Genomic DNA, 18904 nt, shown 5'->3' on the forward strand with positions numbered 1-18904 from the left:
CCCTTTCGTCATGTCGCGCGCTGCTCGGGGTTGCTGAGCCAGATGACGGCAGCGGCGATCGCGACGATCACCATCGTCGCCCGCGCGGTGGTGACAGCGAGCACGATCGACGCCCACCAGTCGTCCTCGGCGGAGAGCCTGCCGCGGGCCACCGGCTGCTTCGCAGAGATGGCGACGGCGATCGCGATGAGGTCGAGCCCCGCGAGCATCGCGATGACGGCGTAGCGCCGACGCTGCTGCTCTCCCGTCCGCGACGCGCGACCCGACGCGTGCGGCTCGGCGACGTTCGCGACCGGCAGCAGCGCCCGCAGCCAGCCGTCGAGCCACCAGCCGAGCAGCACGAGACCGAGCAGGAGCACGAGCATCACGGCGCGGGCGATCGCCTCGTCGGCGCTCGTGAGCGCCTCCTCCCACGGGTTCTGCGCGATGCGGGTGCGCAGCACGGGCAGTGCCCTGGCGAAGAACGCCGCGCCAGCCGCCGCGTAGCCGAGCACCACGATCAGGATCGTGAGCGGATGCCGCATGCGCACGAGCATCCAGGCCACCAGCAGCGCTGCCCCCGCGGCGAACTCGATGGCGTCGAGCGCGCCGTAGCTCGTCGCTCCCAGCAGCGTCGTCGACTGCATCAGCACGACGGCCGCGCTGGTGACCGCGAACAGCACGATGCAGTACACGGCGGCGATGCGGTAGCCGCGGGAGGCGGGTGCGACGAGCGCGGCGAGCAGCAGCAGCAGCACGCCGATGCTGCGCAGCGTCACCGAAGGCGAGAGCGCGGGCGGCGGATGGAGCAGCAGGGTCAGGCCGAGGCACGCGAGGAGCCCGCCGACGGCCAGCGAGACGAGCAGCAGCGAGCGCGAGGCGCGGTCGGCCCAGCGCAGCGGCCAGGTGTGCCAGACCTCCTCGCTCGACCAGCTCGACTGGCGCTGCGCCCGCGGCTGCTCGACGGCCGTCACGAGGTGATCAGCTCGCGGCTCGGCGCCACGCCTCGAGCGTGCGCGCGGCAGCACCCGAGTCGATCGCCTGGGTCGCGACCGCGAGCTCCTCGGCGATGCGCTCCTTCATCGGGCGATCCTTCTGGCGCGGATCGCTGTCGAGCCGCCAGGCGACCAGCGCCGCTGCTGCGTTGAGCAGCACGATGTCGCGCACCGCCCCGAGCTCGCCGTCGAGCGTGCGTCGCAGCACCTCGGCGTTGTGCTCCGGCGAGCCGCCGCGCAGGTCGTCGAGCGACGCGCGCGGGATGCCGAACTCACGCGGATCGATGTCGTGCTCGACGACGTCGCCGCGCGCCACCTCCCACAGCTCCGAGTGGCCGGTGGTGGTGACCTCGTCGAGGCCGTCCTCGCCGCGCACCACGAGCGCAGTCGCGCCACGGGTCGCGAACACGCCGACGAACTGCTCGATGATGTGCTTGTCGGCGACGCCCACGAGCGAGACCTCCGGCCGCGCCGGGTTCACCAGCGGGCCGAGGTAGTTGAACACGGTCGGCACGCCCAGCTGCGCGCGCACGGGGCCCGCGTGCCGGAAGCCGGGGTGGAAGCGCGTCGCCCACGCGAACGAGATGCCGGCCTCGTCGAGGATCTGGCGCACGCGAGCGGGGTCGTCATCGGCCGGCACGAGGCCGAGCGCATCCAGCACGTCGGATGCGCCGGAGGACGAGGAGACGGCGCGGTTGCCGTGCTTGAGCACCGGCACGCCGCTCGCCGCGACGACGATGCTCGCCGTCGTCGAGATGTTCACCGTGTGCTGGCGGTCGCCGCCCGTGCCGACGATGTCGACCACTCGCGTCTCGCCCGGCAGCGGCACCGCGGCCTCGAGGATCGCGTCGCGGAATCCGACCAGCTCTTCGGCGACGACGCCCTTCGAGCGCAGGGCGATGAGGAACCCGGCGATCTGCGCTTCAGAGGCGTGTCCGGCGACGACTTCTGCCATCGCCCACTCGGCCTGACGGATCGCGAGATCCTCGCCTTCCAGCAGCGTCTCGAGCACGACTGGCCAGGTCAAGAGGCGATCCATGGGCCCAGCCTATCTTTTTGCGGCACGCTGTCTGTCGGGTCGAGACCCATGCCAGATCTGTCACTAGGATGGATCTCGTGTCCACTACTGCGCTCCCCACGTCGCCGGCTTCGGCGCCGATGATCAGGCGGCCGAACACTGTTGCGGTCGGCACGATCGTCTGGCTCGGCAGCGAGGTCATGTTCTTCGCCGGCCTGTTCGCGATCTACTTCACGCTTCGATCGATGTCCGGTGACCTCTTCGCCACCGAGGCCGAGAAGCTGAACGTGCTCTTCGCCACGATCAACACGATGATCCTGCTGGCCTCGAGCTTCACCTGCCAGGCGGGCGCCAACGCGGCGGAGCACCACCAGGCGCGCAGGACGGGCGGGCGCTTCCAGTTCGCCAAGTGGGGCATGATCGAGTGGTTCTACCTGACCTACGCGATGGGCTCGATCTTCGTGATCCTGCAGGTCTTCGAGTACCTCGAGCTGATCCACCACGGAGTGACGCTGTCGTCGAACTCCTACGGCTCGGCCTTCTACCTCACGACCGGCTTCCACGGCCTGCACGTCACGGGCGGCCTGTTCGCGTTCCTGTTCGTCATCGGACGCGCATACGCGGTGAAGCGCTTCGCTCGCAAGGAAGCGACGAGCGCGCACGTGATCTCGTACTACTGGCACTTCGTCGACGTGGTCTGGATCGGCCTGTACCTCGTCATCTACTGGCTCAAGTAACGGTTGGGGCTGAACACGTTGGCATCACGCAAGAAGACTGGTCGCAGGCATCCGCTGGCGAGCGCTGCCATGCTCCTCATCGGGCTGGTCGCCGCTGGCGGCGCATCCGCGGCCGTCAGCACGGTCGCGAACGCCGAGCCCGCTGGCTCGTCCGCGCACTCGCAGGCACTGACCGCCGAGGACGGCGCTGAGCTGTTCCGGGCGAACTGCGCGACCTGTCACGGCCTGAACGCCGAGGGCACCGAGCACGGCACGAGCCTCATCGGCGTCGGCGCGGCATCGGTCAACTTCCAGGTCATGACCGGCCGCATGCCCATGGCCTTCCAGGGCCCGCAGGCGCTGCAGCGCGCTCCGCAGTTCACGCAGGAGCAGTCGGATGCGATGGGCGACTGGATCGGCTCGCTCGCTCCCGGCCCGGAGCGCCCCTCCGAGGAGCAGCTCGACACGTCCGCGGTCTCCGACGAGGAGCTCGCTGAGGGCGGTGAGCTGTTCCGCATCAACTGCGCGATGTGCCACAACCTCGCCGGCGCGGGCGGCGCCCTCACAGAGGGCAAGTTCGCCCCGAACCTGCACGACATCGACGCCGCGCACATCTACGAGGCGATGCTGACCGGCCCGCAGAACATGCCGGTGTTCAACGACAACAACATCTCCCCGGATCAGAAGCGCCAGATCATCGCGTACCTGCACTACCTGGACGAGAACCCCTCGGTCGGCGGCTTCGATCTCGGCAGCCTCGGCCCGGTCTCGGAGGGTCTGTTCATCTGGATCTTCGGTCTCGGCGGCATCGTCGCGATCACGGTCTGGCTCACGTCGAAGCCGAACTGATCCATGGCGCAGGACACAGAGAGGAACAGCATGTCGGCTGAGGACCAGTCGGCTCCTGGACAGCACGAGGTGGTCGCCTACGACCGCGGTGCAGCCATCGAGCAGTCGGACGCGTTCGAGAACCCGGGCCTTCCCCCGCATCGACCGCGCCAGACGGATCTGCACCCGCACAAGGAGCGCCGAGCAGAGCGCCAGGTCGTCGGGTGGTTCCTCGCATCGATCATCGGCTCCGTGCTCGCGATCGTCGCCTACATCGCCGTGCCGATCGAGCTCGGCAACATGGCGAGCGTGCGGCTGAACAACCTGTTCCTCGGCCTCGCCATCGCACTGGGGCTGCTCGGCATCGGCTTCGGCGGCATGCACTGGGCTCGTCAGCTCATGAGCAGCCACGAGGTCGTGGAGGAGCGCCACCCCTCGCGCGGCTCCGAGCAGACGCGCGCCCGCGCCGTCGAGATCTTCCAGCTCGGCGACGAGGAGTCTGGCTTCTCGCGCCGCTCGCTGATCCGCAACACGCTCATCGGGGCCGTCGCGCTGCTGCCGCTGCCCGCCGTCGTGCTGTTCCGCGACCTCGCCCCCGCGCAGGACGCTGCAGAGGCGATCGCGCACACGATGTGGCGCCCGGGCTCGCGCCTGGCGCTCGATCCCTCTGGCTCCCCCATCAGGGCAGCGGACGTCACGATCGGCTCCGCCTTCCACGTCATCCCCGAGGAGCTCGCCTCCATCGGCCACAACGAGGGCTATCTCGACCAGAAGGCGCTCGCCGCCGTGCTGCTCGTCCGCGTGCCGACCGACCGGCTGAAGATCGCTCCCGGCCGCGAGGACTGGTCGTACGACGGCATCGTCGCGTACTCCAAGATCTGCACCCACGTCGGCTGCCCCGTCGCGCTCTACGAGCAGCAGACGCACCACCTGCTGTGCCCCTGCCACCAGTCGACGTTCGACGTCACCGAGCACGCGAAGGTCGTCTTCGGCCCCGCGAAGCGCCCGCTGCCGCAGCTGCCGATCACCGTCGACGACGAGGGCTACCTCGTCGCACGGCGCGACTTCACCGAGCCCATCGGCGCCTCGTTCTTCGAGCGCCTGCACCACGTCGACGAAGAGGCGCACATCCCGCTCTCGGCCGCTGAGACGGAGACCCGCGCATGACCGCCACCGCCACGCGTCCCTCCCTCACGTCGAAGGCGTCGAACTACATCGACGAGCGCACCAGCATCTCGAGCATGGTGTCGGCACTCGGCCGCAAGGTCTTCCCCGACCACTGGTCGTTCATGCTCGGCGAGATCATCCTCTACTCGTTCGTCGCGATCCTGCTCTCCGGCACGTTCCTGACGTTCTTCTTCGAGCCGTCGATGACCGAGGTCCACTACGAGGGCTCCTACGTGCCGCTCAAGGGCGTCGCGATGTCGGCCGCGTACGCCTCGACGCTCGACATCTCCTTCGACATCCGCGGCGGCCTGCTCATGCGGCAGCTGCACCACTGGTCGGCGCTGCTGTTCGTCGCCGCCATCGGCCTGCACATGCTGCGCGTGTTCTTCACGGGCGCCTTCCGCAAGCCTCGCGAGATCAACTGGGTCGTCGGCTTCATCCTCTTCATCCTCGCGATGGCTGAGGGCTTCACCGGCTACTCGCTGCCCGACGACCTGCTCTCGGGCAACGGCCTGGCGATCATCAACGGCATGGTCAAGGGCATCCCCGTCGTCGGCACCTGGATCTCGTACCTGCTGTTCGGCGGCATCTTCCCCGGCTCCGACATCGTGCCGCGCCTGTTCGTGCTGCACATCATGCTGCTGCCTGCGCTCGTGATCGCGTTCATCGGCATTCACATGGTGCTGCTGATCGTCAACAAGCACACCGACTTCGCCGGCCCCGGCAAGACCAACGATGTCGTCGTCGGCGCGCCGATCATGCCGCTGTTCGCTGCGAAGGCAGGCTCGTTCTTCTTCATCGTCTTCGGCGTGCTGGTGGCGATCGCATCGACCTTCACCATCCTGCCGGTCTGGGAGTACGGGCCGTACGATCCGTCGCCCGTCTCGGCGGGCACCCAGCCAGACTGGTACATCGGCTTCGCCGACGGCGCGCTGCGATTGGCGCCAGGACTCGAATCCGAGCTGTTCGGCTTGACCTTCTCGTGGAACATCCTGATACCGCTGGTCGTGCTCGGCGGGTTCATCGTGCTGGTGATGTTCTATCCGTTCATCGAGGCGTGGATCACGGGCGACAAGCGCGAGCACCACATCGCCGAGCGTCCCCGCAACAACCCGACGCGCACCGCGATCGGCGCTGCAGGCGTCTGGTTCTACGCGATCCTCTGGGCCGCGGCCTCGTCGGACCTGATCGCGACGCACTTCCACCTGAACGTCTTCCAGGTCACCTGGGCGCTGCAGGCGGCGCTCATCCTGGGCACGGTGCTGGTGTACTGGCTCACGAAGCGCATCGCGCTCGGCCTGCAGAAGAAGGATCGCGAGATCCTGCTGCACGGCTACGAGTCGGGCAACATCCGCAGGCTCCCCGGTGGCGAGTACATCGAGGTGCACGAGCAGCTCGACGAGTACCAGTCCTGGAAGCTCAAGTCCTTCGAGAGCTACGAGCCCGTGATGGTGCGGCCCAACGCCGACGGCAAGATCACGCCGTTCACGCACGCGCGCGCCGCCCTCACCCGCTGGTTCTTCGAGGACCGCATCGCGCCGGTCACGCGCGGCGAGATCGAGGCGTCTCGCCACGACCACCACTGAGTCGGAGACGAAGGGGCCCGGTTCACCCGGGCCCCTTCGTCGTTCGATTCTGAAGGAATAGCCGCACCCCGGATGCGTTGACCCGGGTGGAGAGGACACCACCCATGAGCATCGAGTTCGGCGCACACACCTTCGCAGCAGTCCCCGTCGTCGACGGCCGTCCGGTGAGCCACGCGCAGGTGCTGCGCGATGTCGTCGCCGAGGGCGTCGCGGCCGAGCGGGCCGGCATGGCGTTCTTCGGCATCGGCGAGCACCACCGGGCAGACTTCGCGGCCAGCGCGCCGGAGATCGTGCTGGGCGCGCTCGCGTCGGTGACCGAGCGCATCCGCCTCGGCACCGCCGTCACGGTGCTCTCCTCGAATGACCCCGTGCGGGTGTTCGAGCAGTTCTCGACGCTCGACGGCGTCTCAGGCGGTCGCGCAGAGCTGATCGTGGGGCGTGGCTCGTTCGTCGAGTCGTTCCCGCTCTTCGGCTACCGGCTCGAGGACTACCAGGACCTCTTCGAGGAGCGCCTGGAGCTGCTCGCCGCCCTCGTGCGCGAGGAGCCGGTCACGTGGAGCGGCCGCCTGCGCACGTCGCTGTCGGAGCAGTCGGTCTTCCCGCGCTCGCACGCTGCGGAGCAGGGCGGGCGGATGCCGGTCTGGGTCGGCGTCGGCGGCTCACCGGAGTCGGTCATCCGCACGGCGAAGCACGGCTTCGACATGATGCTCGCGATCATCGGCGGCAGCCCCGCGCAGTTCGCGCCCTTCGCCGGGCTCTACCGGAAGGCGATGGAGCAGTTCGGGCACACCGCTGCCGATGGCACACCGCTCGGCCGCGTCGGCATGCACTCCCCCGGCCTCGTCGCCGAGTCGGATGCCGAGGCCAAGCGCATCCTCATGCCGCAGTGGATGGTCTTCCGCAACCGCATCGGGCGGGAGCGCGGCTGGGGCGATGCGACCGAGCGCGAGTTCGACGAACAGGTCAGCGAGCACGGCGCGATGTTCGCAGGCAGCCCCGAGACGGTGGCGCAGAAGATCGCCTGGGCGGCACAGACGCTCGGTGTCGAGCGCTTCGACCTGAAGTACGACTCGGGCACCAGCCACGCCGACAACCTGCGCTCGCTCGAGCTGTTCGGCACGGAGGTCATCCCGCGCGTGCGGCAGCTGCTCGGGGCGCCTGCATCGCCTGCATCGCCTGCAGAGATGTGACCATCGGCCGGTATGCGCCCGCCTTGGCGGCCGATGACCAATCTCTGCCGGAGAGCGGATGGGTCGGCGCGACTAGGCGAGCACGGCCTCGGCGCGCTCCAGCAGCCGCTGCGCCGAGGATGCGCCGCGGTCGTCGCCGCGGCCGGCGTTGGCGAGCGCGTGACCGAGCAGGTGCGTCACCGCGATCGCCGTGACGCGGGCGTCGCCCTCCCAGCCGGCCTGCAGCTCGTCGGCGAACGCGGCGAGCGCGTGCGCCGACTCCGCCGACGGCGCGCGCTCGATGGCAGAGACCACCACGTGCCCGAACAGTGCACCGCGGTCGTCGGCCGGGTCGCCGAGGCCTGCCGTGTCGATGTCGAGGATGCCGGTGATCGCCGACGGGTCCTGCTCGTCGACGAAGATCTGGCCGAGGTGCAGGTCGCCGTGGATCGTGACGGGTCGCGGCACCGGCGTCGCCGCGTAGCGCTCCCGCACGGCGGCGGCCAGCTTGGCCGTCTGCCGCGCGAAGACCGGCGCCGTCTCCTCCATGCGATCCGCGTACCAGTCGACGCGGCGGGCCAGCGACTCCCTGGCGCCGATCGTCACGGGCACGCTCGCGATGTGGCGGGTGAGCTCGTCGAGCCCGCGGGCGAAGCGCGGCCGGTCGATCCGCTCGAAGACGTCGATCGCGGGAACGCCGGGCAGCTCACCGAGCAGCACCAGGCCCGCCTCCGAGAAGCCCAGCGAGCGCGGCACGGGGATGCCGGCGCCACGGAAGCGCTCGTGCAGGTCGTGGATCGTGGCGGCGAGCGAGGGGTGCACGACCTTCGCGAACCAGCTGTCGGTGGCGGTGTCGACGCGCAGCACCGCGCGCTTGCCGGGGCGGTACGCCTCCATGCGCAGGCTCGCGCCCTCCGCGGCGATGCCGAACTTCGCCAGCACGACGCCCGCGGCCTCGGGGTAGGAGACAGCGGGCAGCGATGGCAGTGACGGATCCTGCGGGTACACCCAGGCGGTCAGCCTGCGACCGGATGCGTCGGCGAGCTCGACCGTGTGCTCGTCGGTCGGAGCGGTCGGCGAGGTGTTGACGTAGATCGTCACCCGCTCGATGGTGTCCTGCGGCGTGCGGACCCCGCAGGAGAAGCCCACGATGAAGCCCTCGTTGACAGGCTCGACATCCTTCTGCGCGAAGTCGACGAGCTCGCGGCCGCTCTCGGCGAGGAGCCGCATGAGCACGGCGGCGGCGTTGTCGAGCATGGGCCCCATCCAACACCCAGGCGCCCGAGTTCCTGCCACGGCACGCGTATCGTTGAGCCATGCGTTGGCTGGGACGTCTCATGACCGAGCAGCAGGAGTCATGGCTGCAGGTGCTGAAGGTCGTCGTCGCGATCGCGCTGTCGTGGTTCGCGAGCCAGCTGCTGCTGGGCATCGAGCTGCCGGTCTTCGCCGCGATCGCGGCGCTGCTGGTCGTCGCGCCCAGCGTCAACCAGTCGCTCGGCAAGGGCATCGAGCGCTCGATCGGCGTGCTGGGCGGCGTCGTGCTCGCCTGGCTCGCGAGCCTCGTGCTGCCGCCGGGCCCGATGATGGTGCTCGCCGTCACCGTGCTCGCGGTGATCGTCGCGCGGCTGCTGCGGCTGGCCCCGATGGCGGCCAACCAGGTGCCGATCAGCGCCATGATCCTGCTGGCGCTCGGCGCTGGCAGCGGGCCGCTGTTCGGCTTCGAGCGCGTCGTGGAGACCCTCATCGGCGCGGTCATCGCGCTGATCATCAACCTCGTGGTCGTGCCGCCCGTGCATCACGAGCCGGCAGAGCGAGTCATGCGCGAGCTCGCGCATGCCATCGCCGACGCCTACGAGCGCGTCGACCGCTCGCTCACGTCAGCGGCACCGCCCCAGCAACTGCTCGAGGACGCCAGGGCGCTGCGCAGCGGGATCCAGTCGACCAGAGGGGCGATGGACGCACTCGAGGAGTCCACGCGCCTCAACCCGCGTGCGAAGGGCCTGCGCGGCAGGCTCGAGCGCGACGAGCAGCTGCTGCTCACCCTCACGGTGCTGGCGAACCGCGTCATCGGCATGTCGCGCTCCATCGCCGATCGCGCCGACGCATTCGGTGCCGACGCATCCATCGCCGGGGATCCCACCGTGCGGCGCATCGCCTCCGAGTCGCGCAGGATCGCGCACGAGGTGCGCATGCTCGTCGACCGGCAGGCGCGCGACGACGGCAGGACGACGTCGATGCCTGCGATCGACGGCCCGCTGCTGACGAAGCCGATCGAGGTGCCACGGCCCCATCCCGAGCACTGGGTGCTCATCGGCGCCCTGCTGGAGGACGTGCGTCAGGCCAGGGAGTCGCTGGCGGCCGACGCCGAGGGCGTGTAGGGAACCAGCCACTGCAGCCGCCAGAACTCCTCGGCGCTCAGCTCGAACGAATGGGTGTCGATCGAGACCGATCTGCGCACCTGGTCGGGATCGAGGTGGGGGCGGGCGAGGATCGTGACGGCGGGCTGGCGCAGCAGCGTCGACCTGCCGTAGTGGATGGCGATGATGTCGGGCGTCGCGGGCGTGTCGGAGACCACGTAGGCGCTCGCCAGCAGCCGCGAGCGGCCGAGCATGCGCCACGAGAAGTGCCTGCCGGCCCACGCGGCCTCGGCGATGACCTCGCGGTCGCCCTTGTCGGGGCGGTGGTACTCGTAGACCTCGCGCAGCTGCAGCGGCGAGTTGCGCACAAGCTCGTAGGTGACGCGGGTGTTCTTGCGCTGCGCGTTCGTCCAGTACGGGAAGGTCGTCGCGCGGATCGCCCAGGTGCCGCGGAGCAGCCGAGCGAGCTCGGCGGGGTCTGCGACGCGTGACATGGCTTCAGGATAACCGCCGCTACGCTTCACGTCATGGAGGTCGGCGGTCTGCAGCACGCGATCCTCGTCGCGGCGCGCGCATATCAGGGCCGCACCGACCGTCAGGGCGAGCCCTACGTGGCTCACGCGATCCGCGTCATGCTCGACGTCGCGGGCGACGACGCACGCGCGGTGGCGATCCTCCACGACGTCATCGAGTGGGGCACCATCACGACGCGGGAGTTTCTCGGCGAGCACTTCCCGCGGCCGATCGTCGACGCCGTCGACGCCCTCACCATCCGGCCCGACGAGCCGCTGGAGCACTCGGTGGCGCGCATCCGGGCGGATGCGCTCGCCACGGCCGTCAAGCACGCCGACCTGCGCGACAACGCGCAGGCGTGGCGGCTCGACGCCATGCCCGATGCCGCGACGCGCGCGCGGATGCTGGCGCAGTACCGCCGCGCTGCCGAGCTGCTCGGCACGACGCTCGACGCGATCTGCGGGCGCGAGGTCAGCTGAGCCGCAGCCCTACCAGATGCCCCACGGGCGCCTGCGCACCCGGCGCTCGATCGGCAGCAGCAGCCGCAGGAACAGTCGGTAGCGCCGCTCGTCGAGCACGAGGTCGTGGCTCGGCAGGTGGTCGACGATGGGGCCGAACAGGCGCTTGAAGATGCCGGGCCCGTGCATGCGGTGCGACTCGTCGTCGGCGAGCCACGACGGCGGCGTCGCGTAGGTGTCGTAGACCTCGCGGCCCTGCTCCTTGAACCACTGCATGGCCGTCCAGCGCATCAGGTGCGCGCCACCGCGGATCGCGCGGTCCGGCACGGAGCCGCCGTCCTTGGCGAGCGCGTAGCGCCCGAAGCCGATCATGAACGCGGATGCCTGGGGGCCGTCGTGCGCGCCGTCGTAGCCGAACCAGAAGTGGCCCTGGCCGCGCTCGCACAGCTCAGCCCAGAGCGTGCGGTAGTAGTCGTAGGGCTTCATCGACGCGACGCCCTTGCCGCCCGCGACGGTCTGCATGAGCTCGTACATCTGCCGGTAGGTCGACTCCCCCGGCTCCATCTTCTCCACCCGGTAGCCGTGCTTGACGGCGTTGCGGATGTGGTTGCGCAGCTTCTTGTTGAAGCCAGCGAAGATGTCGTCCACCGAGGGCTGCAGGTCGACGAGCACCGTGTGGATGTTCTGCTGGATGGTGTTCGTGCGGCGGAAGCCCGCGGCCTCGAGCGCCGCGCGCCGCTCGGGCGTGTCGATCTCGTAGGGCTCCACCTTGACCGCGTACACGCCCTCCGTGACATCCCCGCGGGCAGCGCGCAGCGCATCCGCGATGCCCGGCAGATCCTCGAAGGCCGCACCCGGCCCGAGCGGCAGGTACCAGAAGCGGCCGGCGAGGCTGCGGTGCTCGAGCGCGAGCACATGCACGGTGGCCGGGCCCTCGAGCACCAGGAAGACGGGATGGAGGCGCTCGGTGGACTTCAGGCGCGCGTAGGCGAGGCCCTGGGTCCACTGGCCGCCGTCGGGGTTCGCCTCGACGCGGGCATCCCAGTCGGTCAGCTCGTCCTGCCGCGCGCGGCGGATGGTCCATGCGGTGGTCATGCTGGCTCCTATCGCAGTGCGTCGGTGCCGGGCTTGATGCGCCACTCGATGCGACGCACGGCCCGCTCCCAGAGCAGGTGGCGCGCGCGGCGCAGCACGATGTCGAACGACGGCAGGTAGCTCACGACCGGCCCGAACTTCTTCTTGAACTGGCCGACGCCGTAGTACCAGTGCGTCTCGTCGTCCATCTGCTCCGGCCGCGGGGTGCCGCACAGGTCGAAGGCCGTCTTGCCGTCGGCGGCGGCATCCTGCATCGCGCGCCACAGCAGCAGCGCGGCTCCCCCGGCGATGGCCCGCGAGGGGCGAGAGCCGCCGTCCTTGTAGACGGCGGTGCGGCCGGCGAGCGTCACGAAGATCGCAGCCTGCGCCTCGTCGCCCTCGCCGTCGTAGCCGAAGTAGAAGCGGCCGTTGCGGGACTTCGCGAACTCGCCCCAGAACAGCCGGTAGTAGGCGTACTCCCGCATCGCGGCGACGCCCTTGCCGCCGTTGATCGTCTTGAGCAGCTCGTAGAAGCGCTCGAAGTCGGCCTCGGTGGCATCCTGCGCCTCGATCCGCTCGATCCGGTAGCCCTTGGTCTCAGCACCGCGGATCGAGGAGCGCAGCTTCTTCTGGAACTCCATGATGAGCTCGTCGCCGAGCGTGAGGTCGAGCACGACCGTGTGCGTGAGCAGCTGCATGTCGCGGCTGCGCACCGTGCCTGCGGCCTCCATGCGGGCGATCAATTCGGGGCTGCGCAGGAGGTGCGGCTCGACCTTGATGGCGAGGAGACCCTGCTGCTGCATGCCGAACGCGCGCAGCGCCGCCACCATGCCCTCGAGGTCGTCGCAGGTGGGTCCGAGCGGGATGTACCAGTAGCGACCGAGCCAGACCGTGCCCTCATGCGCGAGCGCGTAGACGGTCTGCGCGCCCTCGACGACGAGGAAGCGCGGCTGCAGGCGGTCGTAGCGCTTGATCTCGCCCATCGCGCGAGCGCTCGTCATGATGCCGCCGTCGGGGTTCAGCTCGATCAGGGCGTCCCAGCGCGCGATCTCGTCATCCGTCGCGAAGCGGACGGTGGTTGCTCGCGCGGTCGTGGTCTGCGCGCCGGTCATCGCAGGGTGTCCGGGCCCTTCTTGATGCGCCACTCGATGCGGCGGACGACGCGCTCCCACAGCCGGTGGCGCATCGGCTGCAGCACCAGGTCGAACGACGGCAGGAAGCTCGAGATCTGGCCGAAGCGCAGCTTGAACTGCGCCAGGCCGTGGAACGGATGCGTGGGGTCGTCGGCGCGCTCCGGCGGCGGCGTGCCCGCCAGGTCGAAGGCCAGCTTGCCGTCGGCGATCGCGTCCTGCATCGCCGTCCACAGCAGCAGCGCAGAGCCGCCGTTGATCTTGCGGTCGGGGCGCGAGCCGCCGTCCTTGTAGACCACGGTGCGGCCTGCGGTCGTCACGAAGATGCCCGACTGCGGCTCGCCGGAGTCGTCGTCGTAGCCGAAGTAGAAGCGGCCGGTGCCGTTGGCGGTGAACGCGCCCCAGAACTCGTCGTAGTAGGCGCGCTCGCGCATGCCCGCCATGCCCTTGCCGCCCGCGACGGTGAGCATCATCGCGTACATGCGGTCGAAGGTGGCAGGGCTCGGCTCTGGCCGCTCGACGCGGTAGCCCTTCTTGGTCGCACCGCGCACCTGACGCCGGATCATCTGCGAGAAGGAGGCGAAGAGCTCCTCTTCACCCATCGTGAGATCGAGCACGACCGTGTGCGTCATGACCTGCATGTCGCGACTCTGCTCGAGGCCGAGGGCGACGAGCTCGTTGATGCGCTCCGGCGAGCGCTCGAGGTGCGGCTCGATCTTCACGACCAGCAGCCCGGGCTCCTCGGCCGCGAACGAGCGCAGCGCCGCGACGACGGGCGCCATGTCGGTCGCGGTCGGCCCCATCGGCAGGTACCAGTAGCGGCCCAGCGAGACCTTCCCCTCGAGGGCGAGGGCGTGGATGCGCTCGGTCGCGCCGTCGGGCACCGGCGCGTCGATCACGAGGAAGACGGGCTCGAGACCGTCGAACCGCTTCGTCTGGGCGAACGCGAGCGACTGGACCATGTGGCCGCCGTCGGGGTTCGTCTCGATGAGCGCATCCCACTCGACGATCTCGTCGGAGGAGGCGCGGCGGACGGAAGCTGCGATGGGCATGGAACCTCTCGGTGTGGCGGGCCCCACCAGCCTACGACGCGCCCCGCGGGGCCGTCGTCGGCTCGCCGCTCCTACAGCAGGATCAGGCTCATCACCCAGACGGTGGCGAAGGCCGCGACGCCCTGCAGGCCGGTCGCGGGCGTGAGCGTGCGGTAGGCGGTCGCCGTCGGGATGCGGCTGAACTGCGACACCACCCAGAAGTAGGAGTCGTTGGCGTGCGAGACGACCATGGCGCCCGCCCCGATCGCGAGCACCGAGAGCACCGCGCCGGTGGGCGAGTCGAGGCCGAGCGACGGCAGGATCGGCAGCAGCATGACCGACGTCGTGACCATCGCGACGGTCGAGGAGCCCTGCGCCGTCTTCAGCGCCGCCGAGATGATGAACGGCACCGCGATGCCGAGGCCGAGTGTCGCGAGGTGCTCGGAGAGGAAGTCGGTGATGCTGCTCGCGCCGAGCACGCCACCGAAGGCCGCGCCTGCCGCCGTGATCATGAGGATCGGCGCTGCGATCGTGATCGAGTCGACGATCTGCGTGTTGAAGCGCTCGAGCTTGCCGTGGCCGCGCAGCAGGAAGATCGCGACGATGAGCCCGAGCCCGAGCGCCACGACCGGCGTGCCGGTGAAGGTGACGGTCTGCGTGAACCAGCCATCGCCGAACGGCTGCATCGGCAGCTTCGCGATCGACGAGAGGCAGATGAGGATGATCGGCAGCAGGATCGGCAGGAAGGCCAGCATCCCGTTGGGCAGCCTGCCGTACGACGCGCGGAGCTCGTCGTAGCTCTGCTCGACCTCGCCCTCGCCGACCGGCAGCAGCTCGACCTCGCGCTTGAGGAAGCGGTTCGCGTACAGCAGCGCGACGCCCGCAGAGACGGCGGCGACGATGAGACCGAGGCCGATGAGCAGGCCGAGGCTGTCGGCGACCTCGAGGTTCGAGGCGGCCGCGAGGGGTCCCGGCGTCGGCGGCACGAGCGTGTGCGTGGCGTACAGGCCGGTCATGAGCGCGATCGACATCGCGACGAGCGACGTGCCGGTGCGGGCCGCGATCGCCTTCTTCAGCGAGTTGAGGATCACGAAGCCGGAGTCGCAGAACACCGGGATCGAGACGATGTAGCCGATGATGCTCATGGTGAGGGTCGGGAACCGCGTCCCCATCAGCTTGATGATGCCGTCGGCCATGGCGATCGCGCCGCCGGAGCGCTCGAGCAGCACGCCGATCATCGTGCCGAACAGGATCACGAGCCCGATGCCGCCCATCGTGTTGCCGAACGAGGTCGTGATCGTCGGGATGATCTCCTCAGCCGGCAGCCGGAAGGCGAAGGCGCCGATGAATGCGGCGGCGAGCAGCGCGAGGAACGGCGAGATCTTGAAGCGGGCCGTGACGACCACGATCCCGATCACGAGCAGCAGGAGTGTCAGCAGATCCAGCATGGTGCGGTCTCTCTCTTTCGGGGAGGTCTCCGGTGACGTCCCGGTCGGTGGATGCCGCCGGCGCGTGGCGCCGTGGCGGCGAGCAGTGTCATCGCTCGCGCAGCGCCGCCGTGAGCAGCGCGCATCCGTGCGCTGCGGTCTCGGCGATGCGCCGGGGGGCGTCGGCCACGAGCTCGTCGAGCGTCGCCGGCCCATCCGCGATGGAGAAGGCCGCGGTGATGCCTGCCTCGCGGCATTCCGCGGCGCTGAGTCGCACCGTTCCTGCGATGACGACGATGGGGGTGCCCGTGGGCGCTTCGCGACGCACGAGGTCGACGACCTTGCCGCCGAGCGACTGCGAGTCGAGCTGGCCCTCCCCCGTGAGCACCAGCGATGCGCCGAGCATCGCCGAGCGCACGCCGATGGCCTCGCCGACGAGGTCGGAGCCGGCGACCGTCTCGGCCCCGAGCAGCGCGACAGCGGCGAGGGCCATGCCACCGGCGCCCCCGAGGCCGGGGCGGCGCAGCAGCGCGCCGGGATCGATCCCCACGGTCTGCGCGAGCACCTCGGCGAGATGCAGGAGCCCGGCGTCGATGACGGCGATGGCGGCGGCGTCGGCGCCCTTCTGCGGGCCGAACACCGCAGCAGCGCCCCTGGGCCCGCAGAGCGGGTTGTCGACGTCGACCGCGATGCGCCAGCCGGCGTCGCGTGCCCGCGCGTCGAGCCCGTCGACGTCGATCCGGACGACGTCGGCCAGGCCGCGCGCGCCGGGCCGCACCTGCGCGCCCTGCGCGTCGAGGAACCGGGCCCCCAGTGCGGTCAGCAGGCCGACGCCGCCGTCACTCGTCGCCGATCCGCCGATGCACAGCAGCAGCGCGTCGGCGCCGTCGGCGAGCGCGGCGAGCGCGATCGTGCCGACGCCTGCGGTGTCGGCGTCGAGCGGCTGCAGCGGCTGGTCGGCAACCCATGGCAGCCCGTTGGCCTCTGCCGCCTCGATGATGGCCGTGCCGCGATCGCGGCTCAGGCCGTACCGGGCCCTCCGCGGCCGCCCCAGGGCATCCGTCGTCTGCACCTGGCGCGGTTCCTGACCCCAGGCCGCGAGCATCGCATCGAGCGTGCCCTCGCCGCCATCGGCGAGCGGGAGCGCGAGGTAGTCCGCGTCGTCGCCGAAGACGCTCCGAGCGCCCTCCAGCATCGCCTGCGCAGCGATCGCGGCCGAGCAGCTTCCCTTGAACGAGTCGGGAGCTGCCACGATGAGTGGGCGTCGGCGGCCAGGCATGGGATCGAGCCTAGATTCGGCCCTCGCCCGATGGAATGGGCGAGGTGGCTACGTCTCGGACGGATCGACCGTCGCAAGGTGTGCATGCTGCACACCCGGCTCGCCGCCGAGCTCGGGCTCGGACGCGGGTGACGGCTCCGGCTCGATCGGCCGCACAGCTCGCTGCAGCACGAGCGCGAGGCGGAGCGTGGCCGCGTCGCCCGCAGCACGAGGATCGAGCCCCGAGATCCTGGTCACCCGCGCGAGCCGCTGCATGACCGTGTTCCTGTGCGTGTAGCCACGCAGCGCGGCGGCCGCGACGCTGCCGGTGTCGAGGAAGTGGCGGAGCGTGTCGAGATCGACGACGCGCAGCCCGGCAAGGTGTCTGCGGAACGCCTCCGCGGTGTCGGCCGGCAGCATCGCCGCTGCGGCCTCCACGCCCAGCGACGCCGTGTCGAGCGGCGCTGAGGCGTCCGGCAGCAGCTCGGGCCGCGCCGCGAGCAGCGCGAGCTGGGCGGCCTCGAGCCTGAGCGCCTCCGCCGACTCGCAGCGCAGCGAGCTGACGACCCGTACCTCCGTGCCCAGCTGCTCGAGCAGCAGCGGTGAGACGCGGACGCGCCTGGGTGCGGCAGCGCCCGCCGCGGCTGACCTGAGGATCCACATCGTCCCGCGCAGCACGGCGACGATCGCCGGCGCCTCGCCCGCGCGGACCCGCAGCTGCGCCACCGTGCGCGGATCGAACGCTGCATCCTGCTGGGTGGTGGACAGCACCGCGTGCAGCACCCACGGAGCTGGGATGTCGGCGCGGCGGCGCTGCAGCGAGGCCAGCGCGAGCCTCGGCGTCGTGCCGAAGACGAGTCGTGCGAGCAGCTCGCGGTCCTGCGCATCGCGGCGCGCCTCCTGACCGAGCTCGAGCTCGCGGTCGAGCAGCAGCGCGATGGTCAGGACGAGCACAGCGGCGATGGGTCGCACGGTCACGGGATCGCCCGTCACGCCGACGACGCCGATGATGCGGCCGCGGTGGAGCAGCGGCAGGTTGACCCCGGGGCGCTCACCGGGCCGTGCGGTCTCGGCACGCACCTCGACAGGCGCGCCGCGCTCGGCCGCCTCGCGCGCCCCGGGGTGGTGCTGGCCAACCCGACTCGCGTCGCCGGAGGCGATGATCAGCCCGGCCGCATCCATCAGGTTGAGGTTGGTCTCGAGCGTCGACTCGAGCTGCTCGACGATGCGCTGGGCAAGCGCCGCGCTCAAGTACGTGGGCATGCCTGCAGTCTAGGTTTGCGCGTGCGGCGCGCTACGGGGTGCCAGGGGCAGCCGGCGGTGCCGCCGGTGGGGCGCTCGTCGGCGCGGCGGTCGGCGCAGTCGTGGGCTCCCCGCGCAGGTCGCGCACCAGCAGGGTCGCGCCCACGATCGCGACGGGCGTCGCGATCACGGCGACCCCGGGGATCAGCAGCAGCAGGTAGGCGACGATGCCGAAGCCCATGGTGCGCCACGAGCGCGTGCGCAGCAGCACGCGACGATCGGCGAGCGAGAGCCCGCGGGCATCGCCCGCGTAGCCGGTCAGCTCGCGCGCGAGCGCCCTGCCGCCCAGGATCGCGCCGAGCGTGAGGCCGAGCGCGGTGCCGACGAGCGGGATGAGGCCGACGACGAACACCACGAGTCCCGTGCCGATGGCCATGCCGATCAGCACGACCGCATCGCGCAGCCCCTTGCGCACCGAGCCCCAGAATCCGAGCTCCGGCGCCTCGTGGTCGCCGCCGAGCCGCTGATCCACCGAGCGGGAGATCCGCTCGTAGAACGGGTCGCCGACGGCGAGCGTCACGGCGGCGAAGGTGAGCACGCACAGCACGATCACGCCGACGAGGAGGCCGAGGCTCAGCGCCACGCGCAGCAGGTCTGCCCACACGGGATCCCAGCCGTTCGCGAACGGCGTGAGCGCGGCCGCCCATCCGCCCACCTGGAAGCTCAGGATGATGACGAGCGCGAGCATGAGCGTGCCGACGATGAGTGCGGGCACCGCGCCCATCGCCATGAGGCCGGGGCTCTTCGCCCAGGTGCCGAAGCCGCGCAGGAACAGGCCGGCGCCCGCGAAGAGCTCTGAGATCCGATGCCGCATACGGCCATGCTGGCATGCGAGCCTGGGGTGCGCCCGGGCGTGCGGGCGGTGGCATCCGCGTGGAGCGCGATCCGTAGGATCG

18 protein-coding genes are annotated in these 18904 nt (G+C 70.5%); 7 read left to right on the top strand and 11 right to left on the bottom strand.

The genetic code is table 11. The features are described from left to right. Positions 1–8: 8 nt before the first annotated feature. Both MKD51_RS10235 and trpD read right to left on the bottom strand, forming a co-directional pair. Positions 9–953: a hypothetical protein gene (locus MKD51_RS10235; protein ID WP_240240196.1), complete on the bottom strand. Its 945-nt coding sequence runs from the start codon at positions 951–953 to the stop codon at positions 9–11. Between the two features lie 7 nt (positions 954–960). Beyond that, a complete protein-coding gene (gene trpD / locus MKD51_RS10240) occupies positions 961–2013 on the bottom strand; it encodes an anthranilate phosphoribosyltransferase (RefSeq protein WP_240240197.1) in 1053 nt (350 codons plus the stop codon). A gap of 68 nt (positions 2014–2081) precedes the next feature. On the opposite strand from trpD, the gene MKD51_RS10245 reads away from it, so the two are divergent. From MKD51_RS10245 to MKD51_RS10265, 5 genes are all read left to right on the top strand, one after another. Further along, positions 2082–2729, top strand: coding sequence for a heme-copper oxidase subunit III (locus MKD51_RS10245; RefSeq protein ID WP_240240198.1), 648 nt, complete (start codon positions 2082–2084; stop codon positions 2727–2729). Positions 2730–2798: 69 nt separating this feature from the next. After that, the gene (locus MKD51_RS10250) at positions 2799–3557 is read left to right on the top strand and encodes a c-type cytochrome (RefSeq protein ID WP_240240199.1); all 759 of its coding nucleotides are present in this window, start codon (positions 2799–2801) and stop codon (positions 3555–3557) included. Positions 3558–3587: 30 nt separating this feature from the next. Continuing rightward, the gene (locus tag MKD51_RS10255) at positions 3588–4703 is read left to right on the top strand and encodes a Rieske 2Fe-2S domain-containing protein (RefSeq protein ID WP_240240200.1); all 1116 of its coding nucleotides are present in this window, start codon (positions 3588–3590) and stop codon (positions 4701–4703) included. Next, positions 4700–6289 (top strand): ubiquinol-cytochrome c reductase cytochrome b subunit, encoded by a 1590-nt coding sequence (locus MKD51_RS10260; protein ID WP_240240201.1) that lies wholly within the window; start codon positions 4700–4702, stop codon positions 6287–6289. Before MKD51_RS10255 ends, MKD51_RS10260 begins: the two co-directional genes overlap by 4 nt. Positions 6290–6393: 104 nt before the next feature. Next, entirely contained in the window at positions 6394–7479 is a 1086-nt protein-coding gene (locus tag MKD51_RS10265) for an LLM class flavin-dependent oxidoreductase (protein ID WP_240240202.1), read from the top strand. A 72-nt stretch (positions 7480–7551) separates the two neighbouring features. Here the strand turns inward: MKD51_RS10265 and MKD51_RS10270 are convergent, their stop codons facing one another. Continuing rightward, on the bottom strand, positions 7552–8715 hold the full coding sequence (locus MKD51_RS10270; protein WP_240240204.1) for a phosphotransferase: 1164 nt from the start codon (positions 8713–8715) through the stop codon (positions 7552–7554). Between the two features lie 59 nt (positions 8716–8774). Here MKD51_RS10270 and MKD51_RS10275 point away from each other — a divergent pair, with 59 nt between their 5' ends. Next, entirely contained in the window at positions 8775–9836 is a 1062-nt protein-coding gene (locus MKD51_RS10275; RefSeq protein WP_240240206.1) for an FUSC family protein, read from the top strand. On the opposite strand, the gene MKD51_RS10280 is transcribed toward MKD51_RS10275, so the two are convergent. Beyond that, entirely contained in the window at positions 9794–10309 is a 516-nt protein-coding gene (locus tag MKD51_RS10280; protein ID WP_240240207.1) for a hypothetical protein, read from the bottom strand. The two genes, MKD51_RS10275 and MKD51_RS10280, sit on opposite strands and share 43 nt — an antisense overlap. A 33-nt stretch (positions 10310–10342) precedes the next feature. Between MKD51_RS10280 and MKD51_RS10285 the strand changes: the two genes are divergently transcribed. Continuing rightward, positions 10343–10807, top strand: coding sequence for a phosphohydrolase (locus MKD51_RS10285; RefSeq protein ID WP_240240208.1), 465 nt, complete (start codon positions 10343–10345; stop codon positions 10805–10807). 9 nt (positions 10808–10816) lie between these two features. On the opposite strand, the gene MKD51_RS10290 is transcribed toward MKD51_RS10285, so the two are convergent. The 7 genes from MKD51_RS10290 to MKD51_RS10320 form a co-directional block, all read right to left on the bottom strand. After that, positions 10817–11881 (bottom strand): GNAT family N-acetyltransferase, encoded by a 1065-nt coding sequence (locus tag MKD51_RS10290; protein ID WP_240240209.1) that lies wholly within the window; start codon positions 11879–11881, stop codon positions 10817–10819. An 8-nt stretch (positions 11882–11889) separates the two neighbouring features. After that, positions 11890–12972, bottom strand: a complete 1083-nt coding sequence (locus MKD51_RS10295; RefSeq protein ID WP_240240210.1) for a GNAT family N-acetyltransferase — start codon at positions 12970–12972, stop codon at positions 11890–11892. Continuing rightward, entirely contained in the window at positions 12969–14042 is a 1074-nt protein-coding gene (locus MKD51_RS10300) for a GNAT family N-acetyltransferase (RefSeq protein WP_240240211.1), read from the bottom strand. The genes MKD51_RS10295 and MKD51_RS10300 overlap by 4 nt, the downstream gene beginning before the upstream one ends. A gap of 71 nt (positions 14043–14113) precedes the next feature. Then, positions 14114–15469 carry a GntP family permease gene (locus MKD51_RS10305; protein WP_240240212.1) on the bottom strand — a complete coding sequence of 452 codons (1356 nt, stop codon included), beginning with the start codon at positions 15467–15469 and terminating at the stop codon, positions 14114–14116. Positions 15470–15557: 88 nt separating this feature from the next. Then, positions 15558–16727, bottom strand: coding sequence for a glycerate kinase (locus tag MKD51_RS10310; RefSeq protein WP_240240213.1), 1170 nt, complete (start codon positions 16725–16727; stop codon positions 15558–15560). A 48-nt stretch (positions 16728–16775) separates the two neighbouring features. Beyond that, complete coding sequence (locus tag MKD51_RS10315; RefSeq protein ID WP_240240214.1) at positions 16776–17969, bottom strand: sugar diacid recognition domain-containing protein; 1194 nt, start codon at positions 17967–17969, stop codon at positions 16776–16778. A gap of 31 nt (positions 17970–18000) precedes the next feature. Further along, entirely contained in the window at positions 18001–18822 is an 822-nt protein-coding gene (locus tag MKD51_RS10320; protein WP_240240215.1) for an EI24 domain-containing protein, read from the bottom strand. Positions 18823–18904 lie beyond the last annotated feature (82 nt).

The organism is Agrococcus sp. ARC_14 (assembly GCF_022436485.1).
In the GTDB taxonomy this organism is placed as follows: domain Bacteria; phylum Actinomycetota; class Actinomycetes; order Actinomycetales; family Microbacteriaceae; genus Agrococcus.

Excerpts from the sequence above, each read along its gene's own strand:
- MKD51_RS10315 (WP_240240214.1), bottom strand. The coding sequence starts at position 17,969 with ATGCCCACGTACTTGAGCGCGGCGCTTGCCCAGCGCATCGTCGAGCAG.
- MKD51_RS10265 (WP_240240202.1), top strand. The coding sequence starts at position 6,394 with ATGAGCATCGAGTTCGGCGCACACACCTTCGCAGCAGTCCCCGTCGTC.
- MKD51_RS10275 (WP_240240206.1), top strand. The coding sequence starts at position 8,775 with ATGCGTTGGCTGGGACGTCTCATGACCGAGCAGCAGGAGTCATGGCTG.
- MKD51_RS10245 (WP_240240198.1), top strand. The coding sequence starts at position 2,082 with ATGGATCTCGTGTCCACTACTGCGCTCCCCACGTCGCCGGCTTCGGCG.
- MKD51_RS10270 (WP_240240204.1), bottom strand. The coding sequence starts at position 8,715 with ATGCTCGACAACGCCGCCGCCGTGCTCATGCGGCTCCTCGCCGAGAGC.
- MKD51_RS10260 (WP_240240201.1), top strand. The coding sequence starts at position 4,700 with ATGACCGCCACCGCCACGCGTCCCTCCCTCACGTCGAAGGCGTCGAAC.
- MKD51_RS10290 (WP_240240209.1), bottom strand. The coding sequence starts at position 11,881 with ATGACCACCGCATGGACCATCCGCCGCGCGCGGCAGGACGAGCTGACC.
- MKD51_RS10255 (WP_240240200.1), top strand. The coding sequence starts at position 3,588 with ATGTCGGCTGAGGACCAGTCGGCTCCTGGACAGCACGAGGTGGTCGCC.
- MKD51_RS10295 (WP_240240210.1), bottom strand. The coding sequence starts at position 12,972 with ATGACCGGCGCGCAGACCACGACCGCGCGAGCAACCACCGTCCGCTTC.
- MKD51_RS10300 (WP_240240211.1), bottom strand. The coding sequence starts at position 14,042 with ATGCCCATCGCAGCTTCCGTCCGCCGCGCCTCCTCCGACGAGATCGTC.
- trpD (WP_240240197.1), bottom strand. The coding sequence starts at position 2,013 with ATGGATCGCCTCTTGACCTGGCCAGTCGTGCTCGAGACGCTGCTGGAA.
- MKD51_RS10285 (WP_240240208.1), top strand. The coding sequence starts at position 10,343 with ATGGAGGTCGGCGGTCTGCAGCACGCGATCCTCGTCGCGGCGCGCGCA.
- MKD51_RS10320 (WP_240240215.1), bottom strand. The coding sequence starts at position 18,822 with ATGCGGCATCGGATCTCAGAGCTCTTCGCGGGCGCCGGCCTGTTCCTG.
- MKD51_RS10250 (WP_240240199.1), top strand. The coding sequence starts at position 2,799 with ATGCTCCTCATCGGGCTGGTCGCCGCTGGCGGCGCATCCGCGGCCGTC.
- MKD51_RS10305 (WP_240240212.1), bottom strand. The coding sequence starts at position 15,469 with ATGCTGGATCTGCTGACACTCCTGCTGCTCGTGATCGGGATCGTGGTC.
- MKD51_RS10280 (WP_240240207.1), bottom strand. The coding sequence starts at position 10,309 with ATGTCACGCGTCGCAGACCCCGCCGAGCTCGCTCGGCTGCTCCGCGGC.
- MKD51_RS10310 (WP_240240213.1), bottom strand. The coding sequence starts at position 16,727 with ATGCCTGGCCGCCGACGCCCACTCATCGTGGCAGCTCCCGACTCGTTC.